Origin of the sequence: Pseudomonas sp. PSE1(2024) (assembly GCF_050990555.1) — a bacterium.
GTDB classification, from domain to species: Bacteria; Pseudomonadota; Gammaproteobacteria; order Pseudomonadales; family Pseudomonadaceae; genus Aquipseudomonas; species Aquipseudomonas aphyarum.
In genome coordinates this window covers 6,010,420-6,026,653 of record NZ_CP158967.1, presented here as the reverse complement: position 1 = coordinate 6,026,653, position 16,234 = coordinate 6,010,420, and the positions used below count along the sequence as shown (strand labels likewise).

Genomic DNA, 16,234 nt, shown 5'->3' with positions numbered 1-16,234 from the left:
GTGATGGCGAGGGAGCTGGCTCCCTCGCCATTTTTTTACGCCTGATGGCTGATCCGGCCATCCACCAGCGTGTAACGCACAACACCCGGCAGGCTATGGCCGAGGAACGGGCAGTTCTCGCCCTTCGACAGCCAGGTTTCGCCGGCCACGGTCGAGGCCTTCGGATCGAACAGCACGATATCCGCCGCGCCGCCCACTGCCAGCTTGCCCGCCGGCAGGCGCAGGGCCTCGGCCGGGCCGGCGCTCAGACGGGCCAGCAGGGTCGGCAGATCCAGCAGACCGTCCTCGACCAGGGTCATCGCCAGCGGCAGCAGCAGTTCGACGCTGCTGATGCCCGGCTCGGTCGCGCCGAACGGTGCCAGTTTGGCATCGCGCTCGTGGGGCTGGTGATGGCTGGAGATGGCCGAGACCACGCCGGACTTCACCGCCTCGCGCAGACCATCGCGGTCGGCGCGGGTGCGCAGCGGCGGTTGCACGTGATACAAGCTGCTGAAGTCGATCAGGGCTTCGTCCGTCAGGATCAGCTGATACAGGGCGACATCCGCCGTGACTTTCAAACCACGGGCCTGAGCCTGAGCGATCAGGGCCACGCCGCGAGCACTGGTCAGTTGGCTGAAGTGCGCACGCACGCCGGTCTGCTCGACCAGCAGCAGATCCCGGGCCAGGGCCACAGTTTCAGCCGTTTCCGGAATGCCCGGCAGGCCGAGGAAGCTGGCGGTGGCACCTTCGTGGGCCAGGCCGCCGTCGGCGAGGTCGTGATCCTGCGAGTTGAAAATCACCGTCAGGTCGAAGGTCGCCGCGTAATCCAGCGCCCGGCACAGGGTGCGGGTGTTGCGGAAGCTTTCGAGGCCGTTGCCGAATGCCACGCAACCGGCGTCGCGCAGGGCGACCAGCTCGGCCAGTTGTTCGCCATCCAGACCTTTGCTCAGCGCACCGATCGGGAACACTTTGGTGTTGCCGGCCTCGCGGGCGCGATCGAGGATCAGCTCGGCCACGGCGGAGGTGTCGAGTACCGGTTTGGTTTTCGGCGGGCAGCACAGGCTGGTCACGCCGCCGGCCGCAGCGGCGCGGGTTTCGCTGGCGATGGTGCCTTTGCGGCTGTAGCCCGGCTCGCGCAGGGCGACGTTCAGGTCTACGAGGCCTGGAGCGGCAACAAGGCCTTGGGCGTCGATGGTTTCGACGGCGGCGAAACCGGCCGGTGCCGCGCCGAGGGCGACGATCTTGCAGGCTTCAACGTGAATATCGGTGATTTGATCCAGGCCGCTGCTTGGATCGATGACGCGGGCGCCGAGAATGCTGAGCTTCACTGGGCGTTCTCCTGCTCGAATTGACGCTGCGCTGTTTGTCCGCTCATGGCCATCGACAGCACGGCCATACGGATCGCGATGCCGTAGGTGACTTGATTGAGGATCACCGAGTGCGGGCCGTCGGCCACCGCCGACTCGATCTCCACGCCGCGGTTGATCGGCCCCGGGTGCATGACGATGCAATCGGGCTTGGCGCCGGCCAGGCGCGCGGTGGTCAGGCCGAACAGGCGGTAGAACTCGCCTTCGCTCGGCAGCAGGCCGCCGGTCATGCGCTCACGCTGCAGGCGCAGCATGATCACCACGTCGACGTCTTTCAGGCCTTCGGTCATGTCGGTGTAGACCTTCACGCCGTACTGCTCGATGCCGATCGGCAGCAGGGTCTTCGGTGCGATCACGCGGATGTCCGGGCAACCGAGGGTCTTCAGGGCGAGCATGTTCGAGCGCGCCACCCGCGAGTGCAGGATGTCGCCGACGATGGCCACCGAGAGGTTCTCGAAACCGCCCTTGTGGCGGCGGATGGTCAGCATGTCGAGCATGCCCTGAGTCGGGTGCGCGTGCCGGCCGTCGCCGCCGTTGATGATCGCCACTTGCGGGCAGACATGCTCGGCGATGAAGTGTGCAGCGCCCGAATCACCGTGGCGCACGACGAACATGTCGGCGGCCATGGCTTCCAGGTTACGCAGGGTGTCGAGCAGGGTTTCGCCCTTGCTGGCCGACGAGGTCGACACGTTCAGGGTGATCACGTCCGCCGACAGCCGCTGGGCCGCCAGTTCGAAGGTGGTGCGGGTGCGGGTCGAGTTTTCGAAGAACACGTTGCACACGGTCTTGCCGCGCAGCAACGGGACCTTCTTCACGGCCCGGGCACCGACTTCGAGGAACGAGTCGGCGGTGTCGAGGATTTCCGTCAGCAACTCGCGGCGCAGGCCGTCGAGCGAGAGGAAGTGGCGCAGCTGGCCCTGATCATTGAGCTGCAGCGGGCGCTTGGTATCTAGAGGCGTCATCGCGAGGGGGACTCTCAATAGGGCGGATTAAAGGGCAAGGTCTTGCAGTTCGAGGGCCAGCTCCGGCCCGGACAGCTTGACCCGCTCGTGGGCGGCCAGCGACAGGGTCGCGCCAACCACGTTCGGGCGGATCGGCAGTTCGCCGGCGTCCAGGTCCAGCAGGCAGACCAGCGTCACGCTGGCCGGGCGGCCGTAGTCGAACAGTTCGTTCATGGCGGCGCGGATGGTCCGGCCGCTCATCAGTACGTCGTCGATCAGCACCAGATGCTGGCCTTCGATTTCGAAGGGCAGGGCGGACGGGCGCACTTGCGGGTGCAGGCCGTTCTGGCTGAAGTCGTCGCGGTAGAAGGAAACATCCAGCGTGCCCAATGGCGCGTCGCTGCCCAGCTCTGCGAGCAGGGCCTGGGCGACCCAGACGCCGCCGGTGCGGATGCCGATGTAACGCGGTTCGTTGATATCACGCTGGGCAAGGTGCGCCTTGAGGCGGGTCGCCATCTGGCTGATCAGATCGGCGGGATTGGGCAGGCTCATGGTTGCTCCTTCTTGGGGTCGAGCCGGTTCTCGCGAACCGTGGCTCGGGTTGTAACCAAAAGAAAAGCGCCGTAGCGCTTGTCAGGATTCAAATAGTGCGGTGTTTTCGTCGAGCCAGCCTTGCAGCAGCAGGGCGGCGGCGATGGCGTCCACCGGGTTGTCGCGGTAGCTGCCTTTCTGTCCGCCGCGCACCAGTCGCTCGCCCTTGGCTTCGAAGGTCGTCAGGCGTTCGTCGTGGGTATAGAAAGGCAGGTTGAAGCGGCCGTTGAGGCGTCGGGCGAATTTCTCGGCGCGGGCGCACATCTCGCTGGGCGTGCCGTCCATGTTCAGCGGCAGGCCAACCACCACGGCGTCGGGTTTCCATTCCTTTATCAGGGCTTCGACCTGATTCCAGTCCGGCACACCGTTTTGCGCCTTCAAGGTGCACAGTTCGCGGGCCTGGCCGGTAATCACCTGGCCGACCGCCACGCCGATCTGTTTGGTGCCGTAGTCGAAGCCGAGGATCAGGCGCAGGGCCATCAGGCGTGTCCTGCCTGGCTGGTCAGCAGGCTGAGGTTGATCCCCAGGTGCTTGGCCGCCGCTTCCAGGCGCAGTTCACTGCTGGTGTTGAACAGGATGTCGGCGTCGTACGGGCAGGTCAGCCAGGCGTTGTCGGCCAGCTCGGCCTCCAGTTGCCCGGCTTCCCAGCCCGCATAACCAAGGGTGATGACGCTTTTGGCCGGGCCCACGCCGTCGGCGATGGCGAACAGCACGTCCTGCGAGGTGGACAGGGCCAGATCGCCGTCCAGCTCGACGGTGGCCTGGAAGGTCTTGCCCGCCGGGTGCAGGACAAAACCGCGATCAGTCTGCACCGGGCCGCCGATGAAGATCGGCACATGCTGGCACAGCGCTGGCGGATCGATGTCCGGGCGCAATTGTTCGAGGATGTCGGCCAGATTCAGCTCTTGCGGTCGGTTGACCACCAGCCCCATGGCGCCATTGGCCGTGTGCTCGACGATGTAGGTCAAGGTATGGGCAAAGTTCGGGTCGGCCATGTGTGGCATGGCGATCAGGAAGTGATGCTTGAGGTAGCTGGGGCTGACGTTTTTCATGTGCGCTAGTGTGGCGTTCGGGGGGCGAACTGACAAGCTGGAGATGTAAGCAATACACCGATCCAATGTGGGAGCGAGCCTGCTCGCGGAAGCGGTGTGTCATTCAATATCGATGTAGCTGATCCACCGCATTCGCGAGCAGGCTCGCTCCCACAGGGGGCTGCGGAGGGTCAGTTACTGGAGAGCTTGTCACCGCGAGCGAATTTCCAGGTGCGGATGATTTCCAGTCGGTCGATGTCCGACAGGTCCCCGGTAAACGGTGCAAACGGGGCTGCCAGGCGCACGATGCGTTGTGCTGCCTGATCCAGCAGCGGCTGGCCGGAAGACTCCAGCACCAGCACTTCATACAGCGAGCCGTCGCGGTTGATCGACACCATCAGGCGCAGATTGCCGTAGATCTGCTTGCGCCGGGCTTCGTCGGGGTAATTGAGGTTGCCGATGCGCTCGACCTTCTTGCGCCACTCGTCCTTGTACCAGGCGCCCTTGTCGCGCATGGTCGACGCCGCGCTCAGGCGGTGAATGCGCGGGCGCTTGGCGTAGAGCTGTTGTTCGTTGGCCAGTTCGGCTTCGAGGCTGGCGATGTCGCTGGAGAGCTGCGAGCTGTCGAAGGTCGGGGCGTCGACCGTCGGTTTGGTCTCGGTCTTGGCTTCTTCTTTCTTGGTCGGCGCCTTTTTCGGTTTCGGCGCGACGGTGGTCACCGCTGCTTTGGGTGCGGCTTCCTGCACTTCCGGCTTGGCGGCTGGCGGCGGGGTGACTTTCTTGACCTGGTTGTCCTGGAACGGCGCGACCTCGGTGGTCTTGGGGATCGCCTTCTTGTCGAGGGTGCCGCTGCCTTCCTGGTTTTCCTGGGCGAGGAAGTCAGCCTTCGCCGGCTTCTTTTCGCTCTTGAAGGTGGCGAGGGTGATTTCCAGGGTTTTGCTGATCTGCTTGGGCTCGACCATGGTGAAACCCACGCCGAGCAGCAGCGCCAAATGGATCAGCGCCGCGAGAAACAGGGTAAATCCGAGGCGATCGACCGGGCGCACGCCTTTATGGGCGAGTTCAGCGGGCAGATCGGACGGAAGTGTCATGACAAGAAAACCAACATCGCGTTTTTCACAGGCCGCGCATGATAACGCAATGTTGGTTTCACGCCTTTAGCTTCAAGCATCAAGCGACAGGCTGCATGTGATGCACATCAAGCTTGCAGCTTTTTCTCGATGGCATCCATCAGCAGGCCGCCGATGTCGGTGCCGAAGGCATTGTCGATTTCGCGGATGCAGGTCGGGCTGGTGACGTTGATTTCGGTCAGGTGCTCGCCAATCACGTCCAGGCCGACGAACAGCAGGCCTTTTTCGCGCAAGGTCGGGCCAACCTGGGCGGCGATCCAGCGATCCTTGTCGGTCAACGGACGAGCTTCGCCACGACCACCGGCCGCGAGGTTGCCACGGGTTTCGCCCTGGGCCGGAATTCGCGCCAGGCAGTAATCCACCGGCTCGCCGTCGATCATCAGGATGCGCTTGTCGCCGTCCTTGATTGCCGGCAGGTAGGCCTGGCCCATGATCTGCTGGGCGCCGAGGGCGGTCAGGGTTTCCAGGATCACCGACAGGTTCGGATCGCCGGCGCGGTGACGGAAAATCGAGGTGCCGCCCATGCCGTCCAGCGGCTTGAGGATCACGTCGCCGTGTTTGGCGGCGAATTCACGCAGCACGTCGGCGCGGCGGCTGACCACGGTCGGCGGCGTGCACTGCGGGAACAGCGTGGCGAACAGCTTTTCGTTGCAGTCGCGCAGGCTCTGCGGCTTGTTGACCACCAGCACCCCGGCGGACTCGGCCTGTTCGAGCAGGTAGGTGGAGTAGACGAACTCCATGTCGAACGGCGGATCCTTGCGCATCAGGATCACGTTCAGGTCGCTGAGCGGCGAATCCTGCTCGGTGCCCAGTTCGAACCATTTTTCCGGGTTGGCGAAGACTTTCAGCGGCTTCATCCGCGCCCGTGCCTGGCCTTCGCCCTGATAAAGGTCTTTCTGTTCCATATAGAACAGTTCCCAGCCGCGCTTCTGCGCCGCCAGCAGCATGGCCAGCGAGCTATCCTTTTTATAGGAAATGCTGGCGATAGGGTCCATGACAATCCCGACGCGAACGCTCATTAGGTTTTCCTCGAAAATTGGCTACCGGATCGGTATGAAAAAAGTGCCGCCAGAGTGGCGCCGGGCGGGTTTTCGGTCAAGGAAAAACCCGTCGATAGATTGGATCAGGAGACTGTGCTAAAAAGGCTGCCATGTCGTGCTGGCCCTTGAACATCAAGGGTTTCCAGCCATTACGCATCGCAAAACGGACAAATTGATTCGCAAAGGCGACGGTAGAGCCCCCTTATGGAACAGCAGTCCAGCGCCTTGAAGGTCATGGTGATCGACGACTCGAAAACGATTCGTCGCACCGCCGAGACCCTGTTGAAAAATGCAGGGTGCGAAGTCATCACCGCGATCGACGGTTTTGACGCCCTGGCGAAGATCGCCGACCACCATCCCGGGATCATCTTTGTCGACATCATGATGCCGCGTCTGGATGGTTATCAGACCTGCGCTTTAATCAAGAACAACAACGCGTTCAAGGGCACGCCGGTGATCATGCTGTCGTCCCGGGACGGGCTGTTCGACAAGGCCAAGGGGCGGATTGTCGGTTCCGATCAATTTTTGACCAAGCCTTTCAGCAAGGAAGAACTGCTCGACGCGATTTCGGCCCATGTTCCGGGCTTCGCTGCCGCTTTGCCGCAGTAAGACACGCACAGAGACGCTCGGCCAGCGGGCCCGGTGTCGACAAGAAAAATGGGGAAGACCATGGCACGTATCCTGATCGTCGATGATTCGCCGACCGAAATGTACAAACTCACCGGCATGCTGGAAAAGCACGGGCACGAAGTGCTGAAAGCCGAAAACGGCGCCGACGGCGTGGCCCTGGCCCGCCAGGAAAAACCCGACGCGGTGCTGATGGACATCGTCATGCCCGGCCTCAACGGCTTCCAGGCTACCCGTCAGTTGACCAAGGATGCGGAAACCAGCCACATCCCGGTGATCATCATTACTACCAAGGATCAGGAGACCGACAAGGTCTGGGGCACCCGCCAGGGCGCCAAGGACTACCTGACCAAACCGGTCGACGAAGACACGCTGATCAAGACCCTGAACAACGTGCTGGCCGGTTGATCGCGCCGCCATGAGCGAGTCGCTGACCGCGTTCGAACTGTTGTGGCAGATCGACCAGCGCTGTCGCCTGCTGGCGGCGGACCTGCCGTCGCAACCGGCGCGTCAGGATCGCTGGAGCGGCATCGGCTTTCGTCTGGGCGAGCACTGGTACGTCACGCCGATGGGCGAAGTCAGCGAAGTGCTGCCCGAACTGCGCGTCACCCAGTTGCCGGGCGTCAAACCGTGGGTCAAGGGCGTGGCCAACCTGCGCGGGCGACTGCTGCCGGTCATGGACCTGTGCGGCTTTTTCGGCCATGAGCTGTCACCGATGCGCAAACAGCGGCGGGTACTGGTGGTAGAGCATCAGGACGTGTTTGCCGGGTTGCTGGTCGATGAAGTCTTCGGCCTGCAGCACTTCGAGCAGGACAGCTTCGAATCCGTCTCGATCAGTAAACGGCAAGGCTCCAAGGGCGAGTTCATCAAGGGCTATTTCCGGCGCGAGCAGAACTGGCGGGTGTTCAGCCTGTTTGCGCTGGCGCAGTCACCGAGTTTCATGCACGTCGCGGTTTAACAGGCGAGGACCGATGATCAAAGCAAAAACAGGCAAGCCCGCAGAAGGCTCGCGCAGCCGCTCGCAGATCATCGTGCTGTTCATCGCACTGATCGTGTTCATCATGCTGCTGTTCGCCAACTTCGCTTACCTCAACACCCAGGCCAACTACGACAAGCAGTACATCGGCCACGCCGGCGAGCTGCGGGTGCTGTCGCAGCGGATCGCCAAGAACGCCACCGAAGCCGCCGCCGGCAAGGCCGCCGCGTTCAAACTGTTGAGCGATGCGCGCAACGACTTCGCCCAGCGCTGGGGTTACCTCAAGAAAGGCGACCCGGCCACCGGCCTGCCGCCGGCGCCGTCCACCGTGCGCCCGGAAATGCGCGCCGTGCAACTGGACTGGGAACGCCTGCTGAAAAACACCGACGCGATTCTCTCCAGCGAACAGACCGTGCTATCGCTTCATCAGGTGGCCGCGACTCTGGCCGAAACCGTGCCGCAGTTGCAGATCGAATACGAAAAGGTCGTGGAAATTCTCCTGCAACGCGGCGCTCCTGCCGCGCAGGTGGCGATGGCCCAGCGTCAGTCGCTCCTGGCCGAGCGGATTCTTGGCGCGGTGAACACCGTGCTGTCGGGTGATGAAAACTCCCAGCAGGCTGCCGATGCCTTCGGTCGCGATGCCGCACGCTTTGGTCAGGTGCTTAACGGCATGCTGCAGGGCAACCCGGCGCTGAAGATCAGTCAGGTCGAAGACCGCGACGCCCGCGCTCGCTTGAGCGAAATTTCCGAGCTGTTCCAGTTTGTCTCAGGTTCCGTGGATGAAATCCTCGAAACCTCGCCTGAGCTGTTCAAGGTCCGTGAATCGGCCACCAATATTTTCAGCCTGTCGCAGACCCTGCTCGACGAAGCCTCGCACCTGGCCAGCCGTTTCGAAAACCTCGCCGGCGGGCGCAACACCGACACCATTGGCGGTTATGTGCTGGGCCTGTTGGCGCTGGCTTCGATCATCCTGATCGGCATGGTCATGGTCCGGGAAACCAACCGTCAGTTGCGCGAGACCGCCGAGAAGAACGAGCGCAACCAGAATGCGATCATGCGCCTGCTCGACGAGATCGAAGACCTCGCTGACGGCGACCTGACCGTAACGGCCTCGGTGACCGAAGACTTCACCGGGACCATCGCCGACTCGATCAACTATTCCGTCGACCAGTTGCGCGATCTGGTGGCCACCATCAACCTCACCGCCGGCCAGGTCGCCGCTGCGGTGCAGGAAACCCAGGCCACCGCCATGCACCTGGCCCAGGCCTCGGAGCATCAGGCCCAGCAGATTTCCGAAGCCTCGACCGCGATCAGCGACATGGCCCAGTCCATCGATCAGGTGTCGGCCAACGCCGCTGAATCCTCGGCGGTGGCCGAGCGGTCGGTGGAGATCGCGAACAAGGGCAACGAGGTGGTGCACAACACCATCCACGGCATGGACAACATCCGCGAACAGATTCAGGACACCGCCAAGCGCATCAAGCGTCTGGGCGAGTCGTCCCAGGAAATCGGCGACATCGTCAGCCTGATCGACGACATCGCCGACCAGACCAACATTCTTGCCCTCAACGCGGCAATTCAGGCCTCGATGGCCGGTGACGCCGGGCGCGGTTTTGCGGTGGTGGCCGATGAAGTGCAGCGGCTGGCCGAGCGTTCCTCAGCCGCGACCCGGCAGATCGAGACGCTGGTGCGGGCGATCCAGACCGACACCAACGAAGCCGTGATTTCCATGGAGCAGACCACCACCGAAGTGGTGCGCGGCGCGCGGCTGGCGCAGGATGCCGGTGTGGCCCTGGAAGAAATCGAAGGCGTGTCCAAGACCCTCGCGGCGCTGATCCAGAGCATTTCCAACGCGGCGCAGCAGCAGACGTCTTCGGCCGGGCAGATTTCCCTGACGATGAACGTGATCCAGCAGATCACCTCGCAGACCTCGTCCGGCTCCACGGCCACCGCCGAGAGCATCGGCAACCTGGCGAAAATGGCCAGCCAGTTGCGTCGCTCGGTGTCCGGGTTCACCTTGCCGGCGGCGCCTGCGCCCGTCGCGGACAAGGCGTGAGGCCTGCGGGCGAGTCCATGTCGAGCGGAGTGGTTATGGGTGACCGGCACGACTACGTGGCCCTCGAATGGGTCAAGGGTGAAATAGCCGAGACGCTGAGGCAGGCGCATCAGGCCATCGAAGCCGTGCTCGACGATCCGCAGTCGGTGCCCGGGCTGGACGAATGCCTGGCCTGCATCCATCAGGTGCACGGCAGCCTGCAGATGGTCGAGTTCTACGGCGCGGCATTGCTCGCCGAAGAAATGGAACACCTGGTCGAAGCGTTGCAGAACGACCGCGTCAGCCACCGCGACGAAGCGCTGCACTTGCTGTTGCAGGCGCTGGGTCAGTTGCCGATCTACCTCGACCGCGTGCAGGGCGCCCGCCGTGATCTGCCGCTGGTGGTGCTGCCGCTGATCAACGACTTGCGCAGCGCCCGGGGCGAAAGCCTGTTGTCGGAAACCAGCCTGTTCAGCCCGCAGTTGCCCGAGCTGGCGCCGCTGGGCGAGGAAACCCTGGCGCTGCTGGAACCGGCGGAGCTGCCGAACGTGCTGCGCAAATTGCGCCAGATGCTGCAAATGGCGCTGGTCGGATTGCTCCGCGAACAGGACGACCAGACGCACCTCGCTTATCTGGCCAAGGTCTTTACCCGTCTTGAAGCACTCAGCGGTAACTCGCCGCTGAGCCCGTTGTGGCAGGTCGCCTCGGCACTCGTCGAGGGCATGCGCGAAGGGCGTATCGCCAACAGCCCGGCCCTGCGCAGCCTGTTCAAGGACGCCGACAAGGAACTCAAGCGCCTGCTCGAACAGGGCATGCGCGGCCTCAACCAGCCGCCACCGCCTGAACTGCTGAAAAGCCTGCTGTTTTATATCGCCAAAGCCGAACATCCCACCGGGCAGATGCTGACCATGAAAGATCGCTACTCCCTGGACGACGCGCTGCCGGACAGCGCGATGGTCGACGAAGAACGCGCGCGCCTGGCCGGCCCTGACCGCGATGCCATGCGCTCGGTGCTCGCGGCGCTGTGCGAAGAGCTGGTGCGGGTCAAGGAACGCCTCGACCTGTTCGTGCGCAGCGACCGCCAGCACGCCTCGGATCTGGACAGCCTGCTGGCGCCGCTGCGGCAGATCGCCGACACCCTGGCGGTGCTCGGTTTCGGCCAGCCGCGCAAGGTGATCATCGATCAACTGGCGGTGGTGCTGAGCCTTGCGCAGGGCCAGCGCGAGCCGAACGACGCCACGCTGATGGACGTCGCCGGCGCCTTGCTCTACGTCGAAGCGACGCTCGCCGGGATGGTCGGCACGGTGGAACCGGAGAGCCCCGAGGACTCGCGCCTGCCGACTACCGACCTGACGCAGATTCATCAGATCGTGATCAAGGAAGCGCGCATCTGCCTGCAACAGGCCAAAGACATGATCGTCGACTACATCGACGCCGACTGGGATCGCCAGCAACTGCAAAGCCTGCCGGCGCTGCTGACCCAGGTGCGCGGCGCGCTGGCGATGATCCCGCTGGCGCGTGCGGCAAGCCTGCTCGAAGCCTGCAACGGATTTATCCGCGAACATCTGTTGCTCGACCCTCACGAGCCGGGCTGGCAGCAACTCGACAGCCTCGCCGACGCCATCACCAGCCTCGAGTATTACCTCGAACGCCTGACCGACGACCCGCAGGCACCGAGCGAGCATTTGCTGGATATCGCGCAGAAAAGCCTCGCCAGTCTCGGTTTCTTTCCTGACGAACAGCCCGGCGAGCCGCATGTGCCGGTGCTCGATGATGTTCTCAGCCCCAGCGAAGCGCTGGTGATGCAGGATTTGCAGGAGCTGGACGACCCGCAGATCGTGCAGTCGTTGGCCGAAGTGCTGGCCAGCCCGGTGTCGGCGGTCAACCCGCCGGCGCTGACCACGCCGGGTAGCCTGCTGCCGCCACCAGCCGATGAAGAGCCGGTGGATGACGAGTTGCGCGAAGTGTTCCTCGAAGAGACCGGGGAAGTGCTCGAGGTGCTGAGCGAATACCTGCCGCGCTGGTCTGCCGAGCCCGATGACCGCGCCGCCCTGAGTGAACTGCGCCGCGCCTTCCACACCCTCAAGGGCAGCGGCCGGATGGTGCGCGCGCTGGTCCTCGGCGAGCTGGCCTGGGCAGTAGAAAACCTGCTTAACCGCGTGCTGGAACACAGCGTCGAACCCGGCCCGGCGGTGCGCCAGTTGCTGGCCGACACCCTGCTGCTGTTGCCGGATCTGATCGCCGAATTCGCCACCAACGGTCAGCGTCAGCGCCACGATGTCGATCAACTGGCGGCCCGGGCCCACGCGCTAGCCAAGGGCGACACGCCGCTGCCGGCCGAAGACGTGGAAGACGTCGCGGCCCTCGATCCGTTGTTGCTGGAGATCTTCCGCAACGAAGCCGAAACCCACCTCGCCAGCCTCAACCGTTTTCTCGATCAGGCCGCCGAGCATGTGCCATTGCAGGCCAGCGACGAGTTGCAGCGCGCGCTGCACACCCTCAAGGGCAGCGCATCGATGGCGGGGGTGTCGCCGATTGCCGAACTGGCGGCGCCGCTCGACAAACTGGCCCGGGAATTCAAGGCCCATCAACTGGCGCTGGACCTCGACGAAGTGGAGCTGCTGCTCGAAGCCGAAGGCCTGTTCCGCGTCGGTCTGCGTCAGCTCAAACACGATCCGCTGGCGCCGATTGTCGGCGCGCAGTCGCTGATCAAACGCACCGAAACCCTGCTCGGTGAGCGTCTGGAATCGATCCTCAACGCCCCGAGCAGTGCGTTGCGGGTCAAGCGCGATCCGCAACTGATCAACAACTTCCTGGCCCAGGGCATGGACATCCTGCTCGACGCCGAAAACCTCCTGCAGCGCTGGCAGCAGCACCCCGGTGAACGTCAGGAACTCAGCACGCTGCTGGATGAGCTGACCACCCTGGGCGAAGGCGCGCACCTGGCGGATCTGCTGCCGGTGGACGTGTTGTGTGAAGCCTTGCTCGACCTGTACGGCGCCGTCGAAGAGAGCAGCCTGGCGGTCAGCGAGCGGTTTTTCCATGAGGCGCAGCAGGCCCACGAAGCGCTGATCAACATGCTCGACGAACTGGCCGCCGGCCAGGAAATCACCCCGCAACCGCAACGTATCCGCGCCTTGCACGAACTGCTCGACGAGAGCCTCGATCCGTCGGCCATGGGCCTGATCCGCAGCGACGGCAGCCGCACCCTGAGCATCCGCGAACTGGGCAGCGCCACCGCCGAACTGCAACAACACAGCGTCGACAGCGGGCCGGACGACGAGATCGTCGAGATCTTCCTCGAAGAGGCGGTCGACATTCTCGACAGCGCCGGCCAAGCCTTGCAGCGCTGGCTGAAGGATCCGGAAAACGGCGCACCGCTGTCGTCGCTGCAACGGGATTTGCACACGCTCAAGGGCGGTGCGCGAATGGCTGAAGTGGCGGCGGTCGGCGATCTGGCCCATGAGTTGGAAGGCCTTTACGAAGGGCTGGTGGATCGGCGTTACAGCCACAGCGAAGCTCTGGGTCGGTTGTTGCGCCAGAGCCACGAGCGTCTGGCGCAGTTCCTCGAACAGTTGCACCGGCACCAGCCGCTGGATCCGGCACAGGACCTGATCGAGGCGATCCGTCGCTTTCGCCAGGGTCCGAGCGCCAGTCCCGAAACGCCATCAGCCACTGTCACGCAGGACGGCCCCGGACACGATCCGGAGCTGCTGGAGATCTTCCTCGAGGAAGGTTTCGACATCATCGAAAACTCCGGTGCCGCGCTGCTGCGCTGGCAGGCCGAGCCCGGCAATCGCCAGGAAGTGGAAACCCTGCTGCGTGACCTGCATACCCTAAAGGGCGGCGCGCGGATGGTGGAAATCGGCCCGATTGGCGACCTCGCTCATGAGCTGGAAAACCTCTACGAAAGCCTGTCCGCCGGCACCCTGCAAGGCAGCGCCGAACTGTTCGCGCTGTTGCAGCGCGGCCAGGACCGCTTGGCGCAGATGCTCGACGCGGTGCGCGCCGGTCAGCCGTGTCCGCCGGCGGACCGGCTGATCAGCGCGATCCAGAATTTCAGCCATCCGCTGGTCGTGCAGACCCCGGCGCCCGTGCCGTCGGTGGCGGTCAAGGTCGAGCCTGCTGCCCCGGCGCCCGAGGCCGGGGCGGACATGGTCAAGGTCTCCGCCGAGCTGCTGGATGAGCTGGTCAACCTCGCCGGCGAAACCTCGATTTTCCGTGGGCGAATCGAACAGCAAGTCAGCGATGCGCAGACCGCCCTGCACGAGATGGAAACCACCATCGAGCGTATGCGCGACCAGTTGCGCCGGCTCGACACTGAAACCCAGGGCCGGATCCTCAGTCGTCAGCAAGTGGATGCCGAACGGCTCGGCTACGAAGATTTCGACCCGCTGGAAATGGACCGCCATTCGCAGTTGCAGCAGCTGTCACGGGCGCTGTTCGAGTCCGCTTCCGACTTGCTGGATCTGAAGGAAACCCTCGACCGGCGCACCCACGACGCCGAGAACCTGTTGCAGCAGCAGGGGCGGATCAACACCGAGTTGCAGGAAGGCCTGATGCGCACGCGCATGGTGCCGTTCGAACGCATGTTGCCGCGTTTGAAACGCATCGTCCGGCAGGTCGCCGAAGAGCTGGGCAAGGACGTCGCGTTCAGCGTCGGCAACGCCGAAGGCGAGATGGACCGCAACGTCCTCGAACGCATGGCCGCACCGCTGGAGCACATGCTGCGCAATGCCGTCGACCATGGTCTGGAGTCCGCCGAAGTCCGGCTGGCGGCGGGCAAACCGGCACAAGGGCAGATCAGCCTCGACCTGTCCCGCGAGGGCGGCGACATCGTGTTCGACATCCGCGACGATGGCGCCGGCGTGCCGCTGGATGCCGTGCGACGCAAGGCGATCAAGCGCGGTCTGCTGGCGCCAGACGCCGACATCAGCGACCGCGAAGTGCTGCAGTTCATCCTCCAGCCAGGCTTTTCCACCGCCGAGAAAATCACCCAGATTTCCGGGCGCGGCGTGGGCATGGACGTGGTGCACGAAGAAGTCCGGCAACTGGGCGGCACCATGAGCATCGACTCGGTGCCGGGGCAGGGCGTGCACTTTCGCATTCGCCTGCCGTTCACCGTGTCGGTCAACCGTGCGCTGATGGTGCAGTGCGGTGAGGATCAGTACGCGATTCCGCTGAACACCATCGACGGCATCGTCCGCGTTCTGCCGAACGAACTGGACGGGCATTTCCGTCTCGATCCGCCGAGTTATCAGTACGGCGGCCAGCGTTATGAACTGTGCTACCTCGGCGAGCTGCTGAAAACCGCGCCACGGCCAAAACTGTCCGGCCAGAGCCTGCCGGTGCCGGTCTTGCTGGTGCAGTGCAACGACCGGCACATCGCGGTGCAGGTCGACACGATGGCCGGCACCCGCGAAATCGTAGTCAAGAGCCTCGGCCCGCAGTTCGCATCGGTGCAGGGCGTGTCCGGGGCGACAATCCTCGGCGATGGCCGGGTGGTGCTGATTCTCGACCTGCTGGCGCCAATCCGCGCGATGCAGGCGCGGTTGCCGCAGCGTCCGGCCAGTCACGAAATCGAGAGCGAACCGCAGAAGCCGTTGCTGGTGATGGTGGTCGACGATTCGGTCACGGTGCGCAAGGTCACCAGCCGTCTGCTCGAACGCCACGGCATGAACGTGCTGACCGCCAAGGACGGGGTCGATGCGATGCTGCTGCTGGAGGAGCACATGCCGGACCTGATGCTGCTCGACATCGAAATGCCGCGCATGGACGGCTTCGAAGTGGCGACCCAGGTGCGTCACGACGAACGCCTGCAACACCTGCCGATCATCATGATCACCTCGCGCACCGGCCAGAAACACCGCGACCGCGCGATGGCCATCGGCGTCAACGACTACCTCGGCAAGCCGTACCAGGAATCGGTGCTGCTCGAAAGCATCGCCCTGTGGAGCAAAAAACATGCATGAACGCCGGCACAACCAGCGCAGCAGCCAACTCACCGGGCTGCTGCTGCCGCTGGCGGATCGCAACCTGATCCTGCCCAACGTCGCCGTCGCCGAGCTGATCGACTACCAGTCGAGCGCCTTCGATCTTGATACGCCGCCGTGGTATCTCGGTCGGGTGACCTGGCGCGAGCGGCAGATTCCGCTGCTGAGTTTCGAGTCGGCGTGCGGCAACAAGATCGTCATCGGCGAACGGGCACGGATCGTCATCCTCAACGCCCTCGGCGGGCGGCCGGAGTTGAAGTTCATCGCGCTGCTGGTGCAGGGGATTCCGCGCTCGTACAAGCTCGACAGTCAGTTGAGTTATGTCGACGTGCCGTTGTGTGCGCTGGAGCAGGCGGCGGTGCAGGTCGGGGAGCAGGTGGCGAAGGTGCCGGATTTGTTGGCGCTGGAAACATTGTTGGTGGATGCGGGGCTTGTCCACTGATCGTTACGCTCACCGTAACGGTTCGCCACTGCGCTTGATTGATGCCCCTCGATCACACTCCTAAGGTAGCTCCACGACAGCG

13 protein-coding genes are annotated in these 16,234 nt (G+C 63.9%); 6 read left to right on the top strand and 7 right to left on the bottom strand.

The genetic code is table 11. The features are described from left to right. Nucleotides 1–35: 35 nt before the first annotated feature. The 7 genes from ABTV87_RS27440 to gshB form a co-directional block, all read right to left on the bottom strand. Nucleotides 36–1,307, bottom strand: coding sequence for a dihydroorotase (locus tag ABTV87_RS27440; protein WP_433898649.1), 1,272 nt, complete (start codon nt 1,305–1,307; stop codon nt 36–38). Further along, nucleotides 1,304–2,308: an aspartate carbamoyltransferase catalytic subunit gene (locus ABTV87_RS27435; RefSeq protein WP_007913665.1), complete on the bottom strand. Its 1,005-nt coding sequence runs from the start codon at nt 2,306–2,308 to the stop codon at nt 1,304–1,306. The genes ABTV87_RS27440 and ABTV87_RS27435 overlap by 4 nt, the downstream gene beginning before the upstream one ends. A gap of 27 nt (nt 2,309–2,335) precedes the next feature. Further along, a complete protein-coding gene (gene pyrR, locus ABTV87_RS27430) occupies nt 2,336–2,839 on the bottom strand; it encodes a bifunctional pyr operon transcriptional regulator/uracil phosphoribosyltransferase PyrR (protein ID WP_433898648.1) in 504 nt (167 codons plus the stop codon). An 81-nt stretch (nt 2,840–2,920) separates the two neighbouring features. Further along, nucleotides 2,921–3,358, bottom strand: a complete 438-nt coding sequence (gene ruvX, locus ABTV87_RS27425; protein WP_007953334.1) for a Holliday junction resolvase RuvX — start codon at nt 3,356–3,358, stop codon at nt 2,921–2,923. Next, nucleotides 3,358–3,930, bottom strand: coding sequence for a YqgE/AlgH family protein (locus tag ABTV87_RS27420; RefSeq protein ID WP_007953333.1), 573 nt, complete (start codon nt 3,928–3,930; stop codon nt 3,358–3,360). Before ABTV87_RS27420 ends, ruvX begins: the two co-directional genes overlap by 1 nt. A 170-nt stretch (nt 3,931–4,100) precedes the next feature. Next, the gene (locus tag ABTV87_RS27415; RefSeq protein ID WP_433898647.1) at nt 4,101–5,000 is read right to left on the bottom strand and encodes an energy transducer TonB; all 900 of its coding nucleotides are present in this window, start codon (nt 4,998–5,000) and stop codon (nt 4,101–4,103) included. A gap of 107 nt (nt 5,001–5,107) precedes the next feature. After that, nucleotides 5,108–6,058: a glutathione synthase gene (gene gshB, locus ABTV87_RS27410; RefSeq protein ID WP_221535388.1), complete on the bottom strand. Its 951-nt coding sequence runs from the start codon at nt 6,056–6,058 to the stop codon at nt 5,108–5,110. 225 nt (nt 6,059–6,283) lie between these two features. On the opposite strand from gshB, the gene pilG reads away from it, so the two are divergent. The 6 genes from pilG to ABTV87_RS27380 are packed head-to-tail and all read left to right on the top strand — an operon-like array spanning nt 6,284 to nt 16,152. Continuing rightward, the gene (pilG, locus tag ABTV87_RS27405) at nt 6,284–6,688 is read left to right on the top strand and encodes a twitching motility response regulator PilG (protein WP_007953330.1); all 405 of its coding nucleotides are present in this window, start codon (nt 6,284–6,286) and stop codon (nt 6,686–6,688) included. A gap of 60 nt (nt 6,689–6,748) precedes the next feature. Further along, the gene (gene pilH / locus ABTV87_RS27400) at nt 6,749–7,114 is read left to right on the top strand and encodes a twitching motility response regulator PilH (protein ID WP_007953328.1); all 366 of its coding nucleotides are present in this window, start codon (nt 6,749–6,751) and stop codon (nt 7,112–7,114) included. A gap of 10 nt (nt 7,115–7,124) precedes the next feature. After that, nucleotides 7,125–7,664 carry a chemotaxis protein CheW gene (locus tag ABTV87_RS27395; RefSeq protein ID WP_007953327.1) on the top strand — a complete coding sequence of 180 codons (540 nt, stop codon included), beginning with the start codon at nt 7,125–7,127 and terminating at the stop codon, nt 7,662–7,664. A gap of 13 nt (nt 7,665–7,677) precedes the next feature. After that, a complete protein-coding gene (locus ABTV87_RS27390; RefSeq protein ID WP_115079501.1) occupies nt 7,678–9,738 on the top strand; it encodes a methyl-accepting chemotaxis protein in 2,061 nt (686 codons plus the stop codon). Nucleotides 9,739–9,773: 35 nt separating this feature from the next. Continuing rightward, nucleotides 9,774–15,689 (top strand): Hpt domain-containing protein, encoded by a 5,916-nt coding sequence (locus ABTV87_RS27385; RefSeq protein ID WP_433898646.1) that lies wholly within the window; start codon nt 9,774–9,776, stop codon nt 15,687–15,689. Continuing rightward, nucleotides 15,682–16,152, top strand: a complete 471-nt coding sequence (locus ABTV87_RS27380) for a chemotaxis protein CheW (RefSeq protein WP_433898645.1) — start codon at nt 15,682–15,684, stop codon at nt 16,150–16,152. The genes ABTV87_RS27385 and ABTV87_RS27380 overlap by 8 nt, the downstream gene beginning before the upstream one ends. Nucleotides 16,153–16,234 lie beyond the last annotated feature (82 nt).

Coding starts and splice junctions, on each gene's coding strand:
- ABTV87_RS27415 (WP_433898647.1), bottom strand. CDS start 5,000: ATGACACTTCCGTCCGATCTGCCCGCTGAACTCGCCCATAAAGGCGTG.
- ABTV87_RS27395 (WP_007953327.1), top strand. CDS start 7,125: ATGAGCGAGTCGCTGACCGCGTTCGAACTGTTGTGGCAGATCGACCAG.
- gshB (WP_221535388.1), bottom strand. CDS start 6,058: ATGAGCGTTCGCGTCGGGATTGTCATGGACCCTATCGCCAGCATTTCC.
- ABTV87_RS27435 (WP_007913665.1), bottom strand. CDS start 2,308: ATGACGCCTCTAGATACCAAGCGCCCGCTGCAGCTCAATGATCAGGGC.
- ruvX (WP_007953334.1), bottom strand. CDS start 3,358: ATGGCCCTGCGCCTGATCCTCGGCTTCGACTACGGCACCAAACAGATC.
- ABTV87_RS27390 (WP_115079501.1), top strand. CDS start 7,678: ATGATCAAAGCAAAAACAGGCAAGCCCGCAGAAGGCTCGCGCAGCCGC.
- ABTV87_RS27420 (WP_007953333.1), bottom strand. CDS start 3,930: ATGAAAAACGTCAGCCCCAGCTACCTCAAGCATCACTTCCTGATCGCC.
- pyrR (WP_433898648.1), bottom strand. CDS start 2,839: ATGAGCCTGCCCAATCCCGCCGATCTGATCAGCCAGATGGCGACCCGC.
- ABTV87_RS27385 (WP_433898646.1), top strand. CDS start 9,774: ATGGGTGACCGGCACGACTACGTGGCCCTCGAATGGGTCAAGGGTGAA.
- ABTV87_RS27380 (WP_433898645.1), top strand. CDS start 15,682: ATGCATGAACGCCGGCACAACCAGCGCAGCAGCCAACTCACCGGGCTG.
- pilG (WP_007953330.1), top strand. CDS start 6,284: ATGGAACAGCAGTCCAGCGCCTTGAAGGTCATGGTGATCGACGACTCG.
- pilH (WP_007953328.1), top strand. CDS start 6,749: ATGGCACGTATCCTGATCGTCGATGATTCGCCGACCGAAATGTACAAA.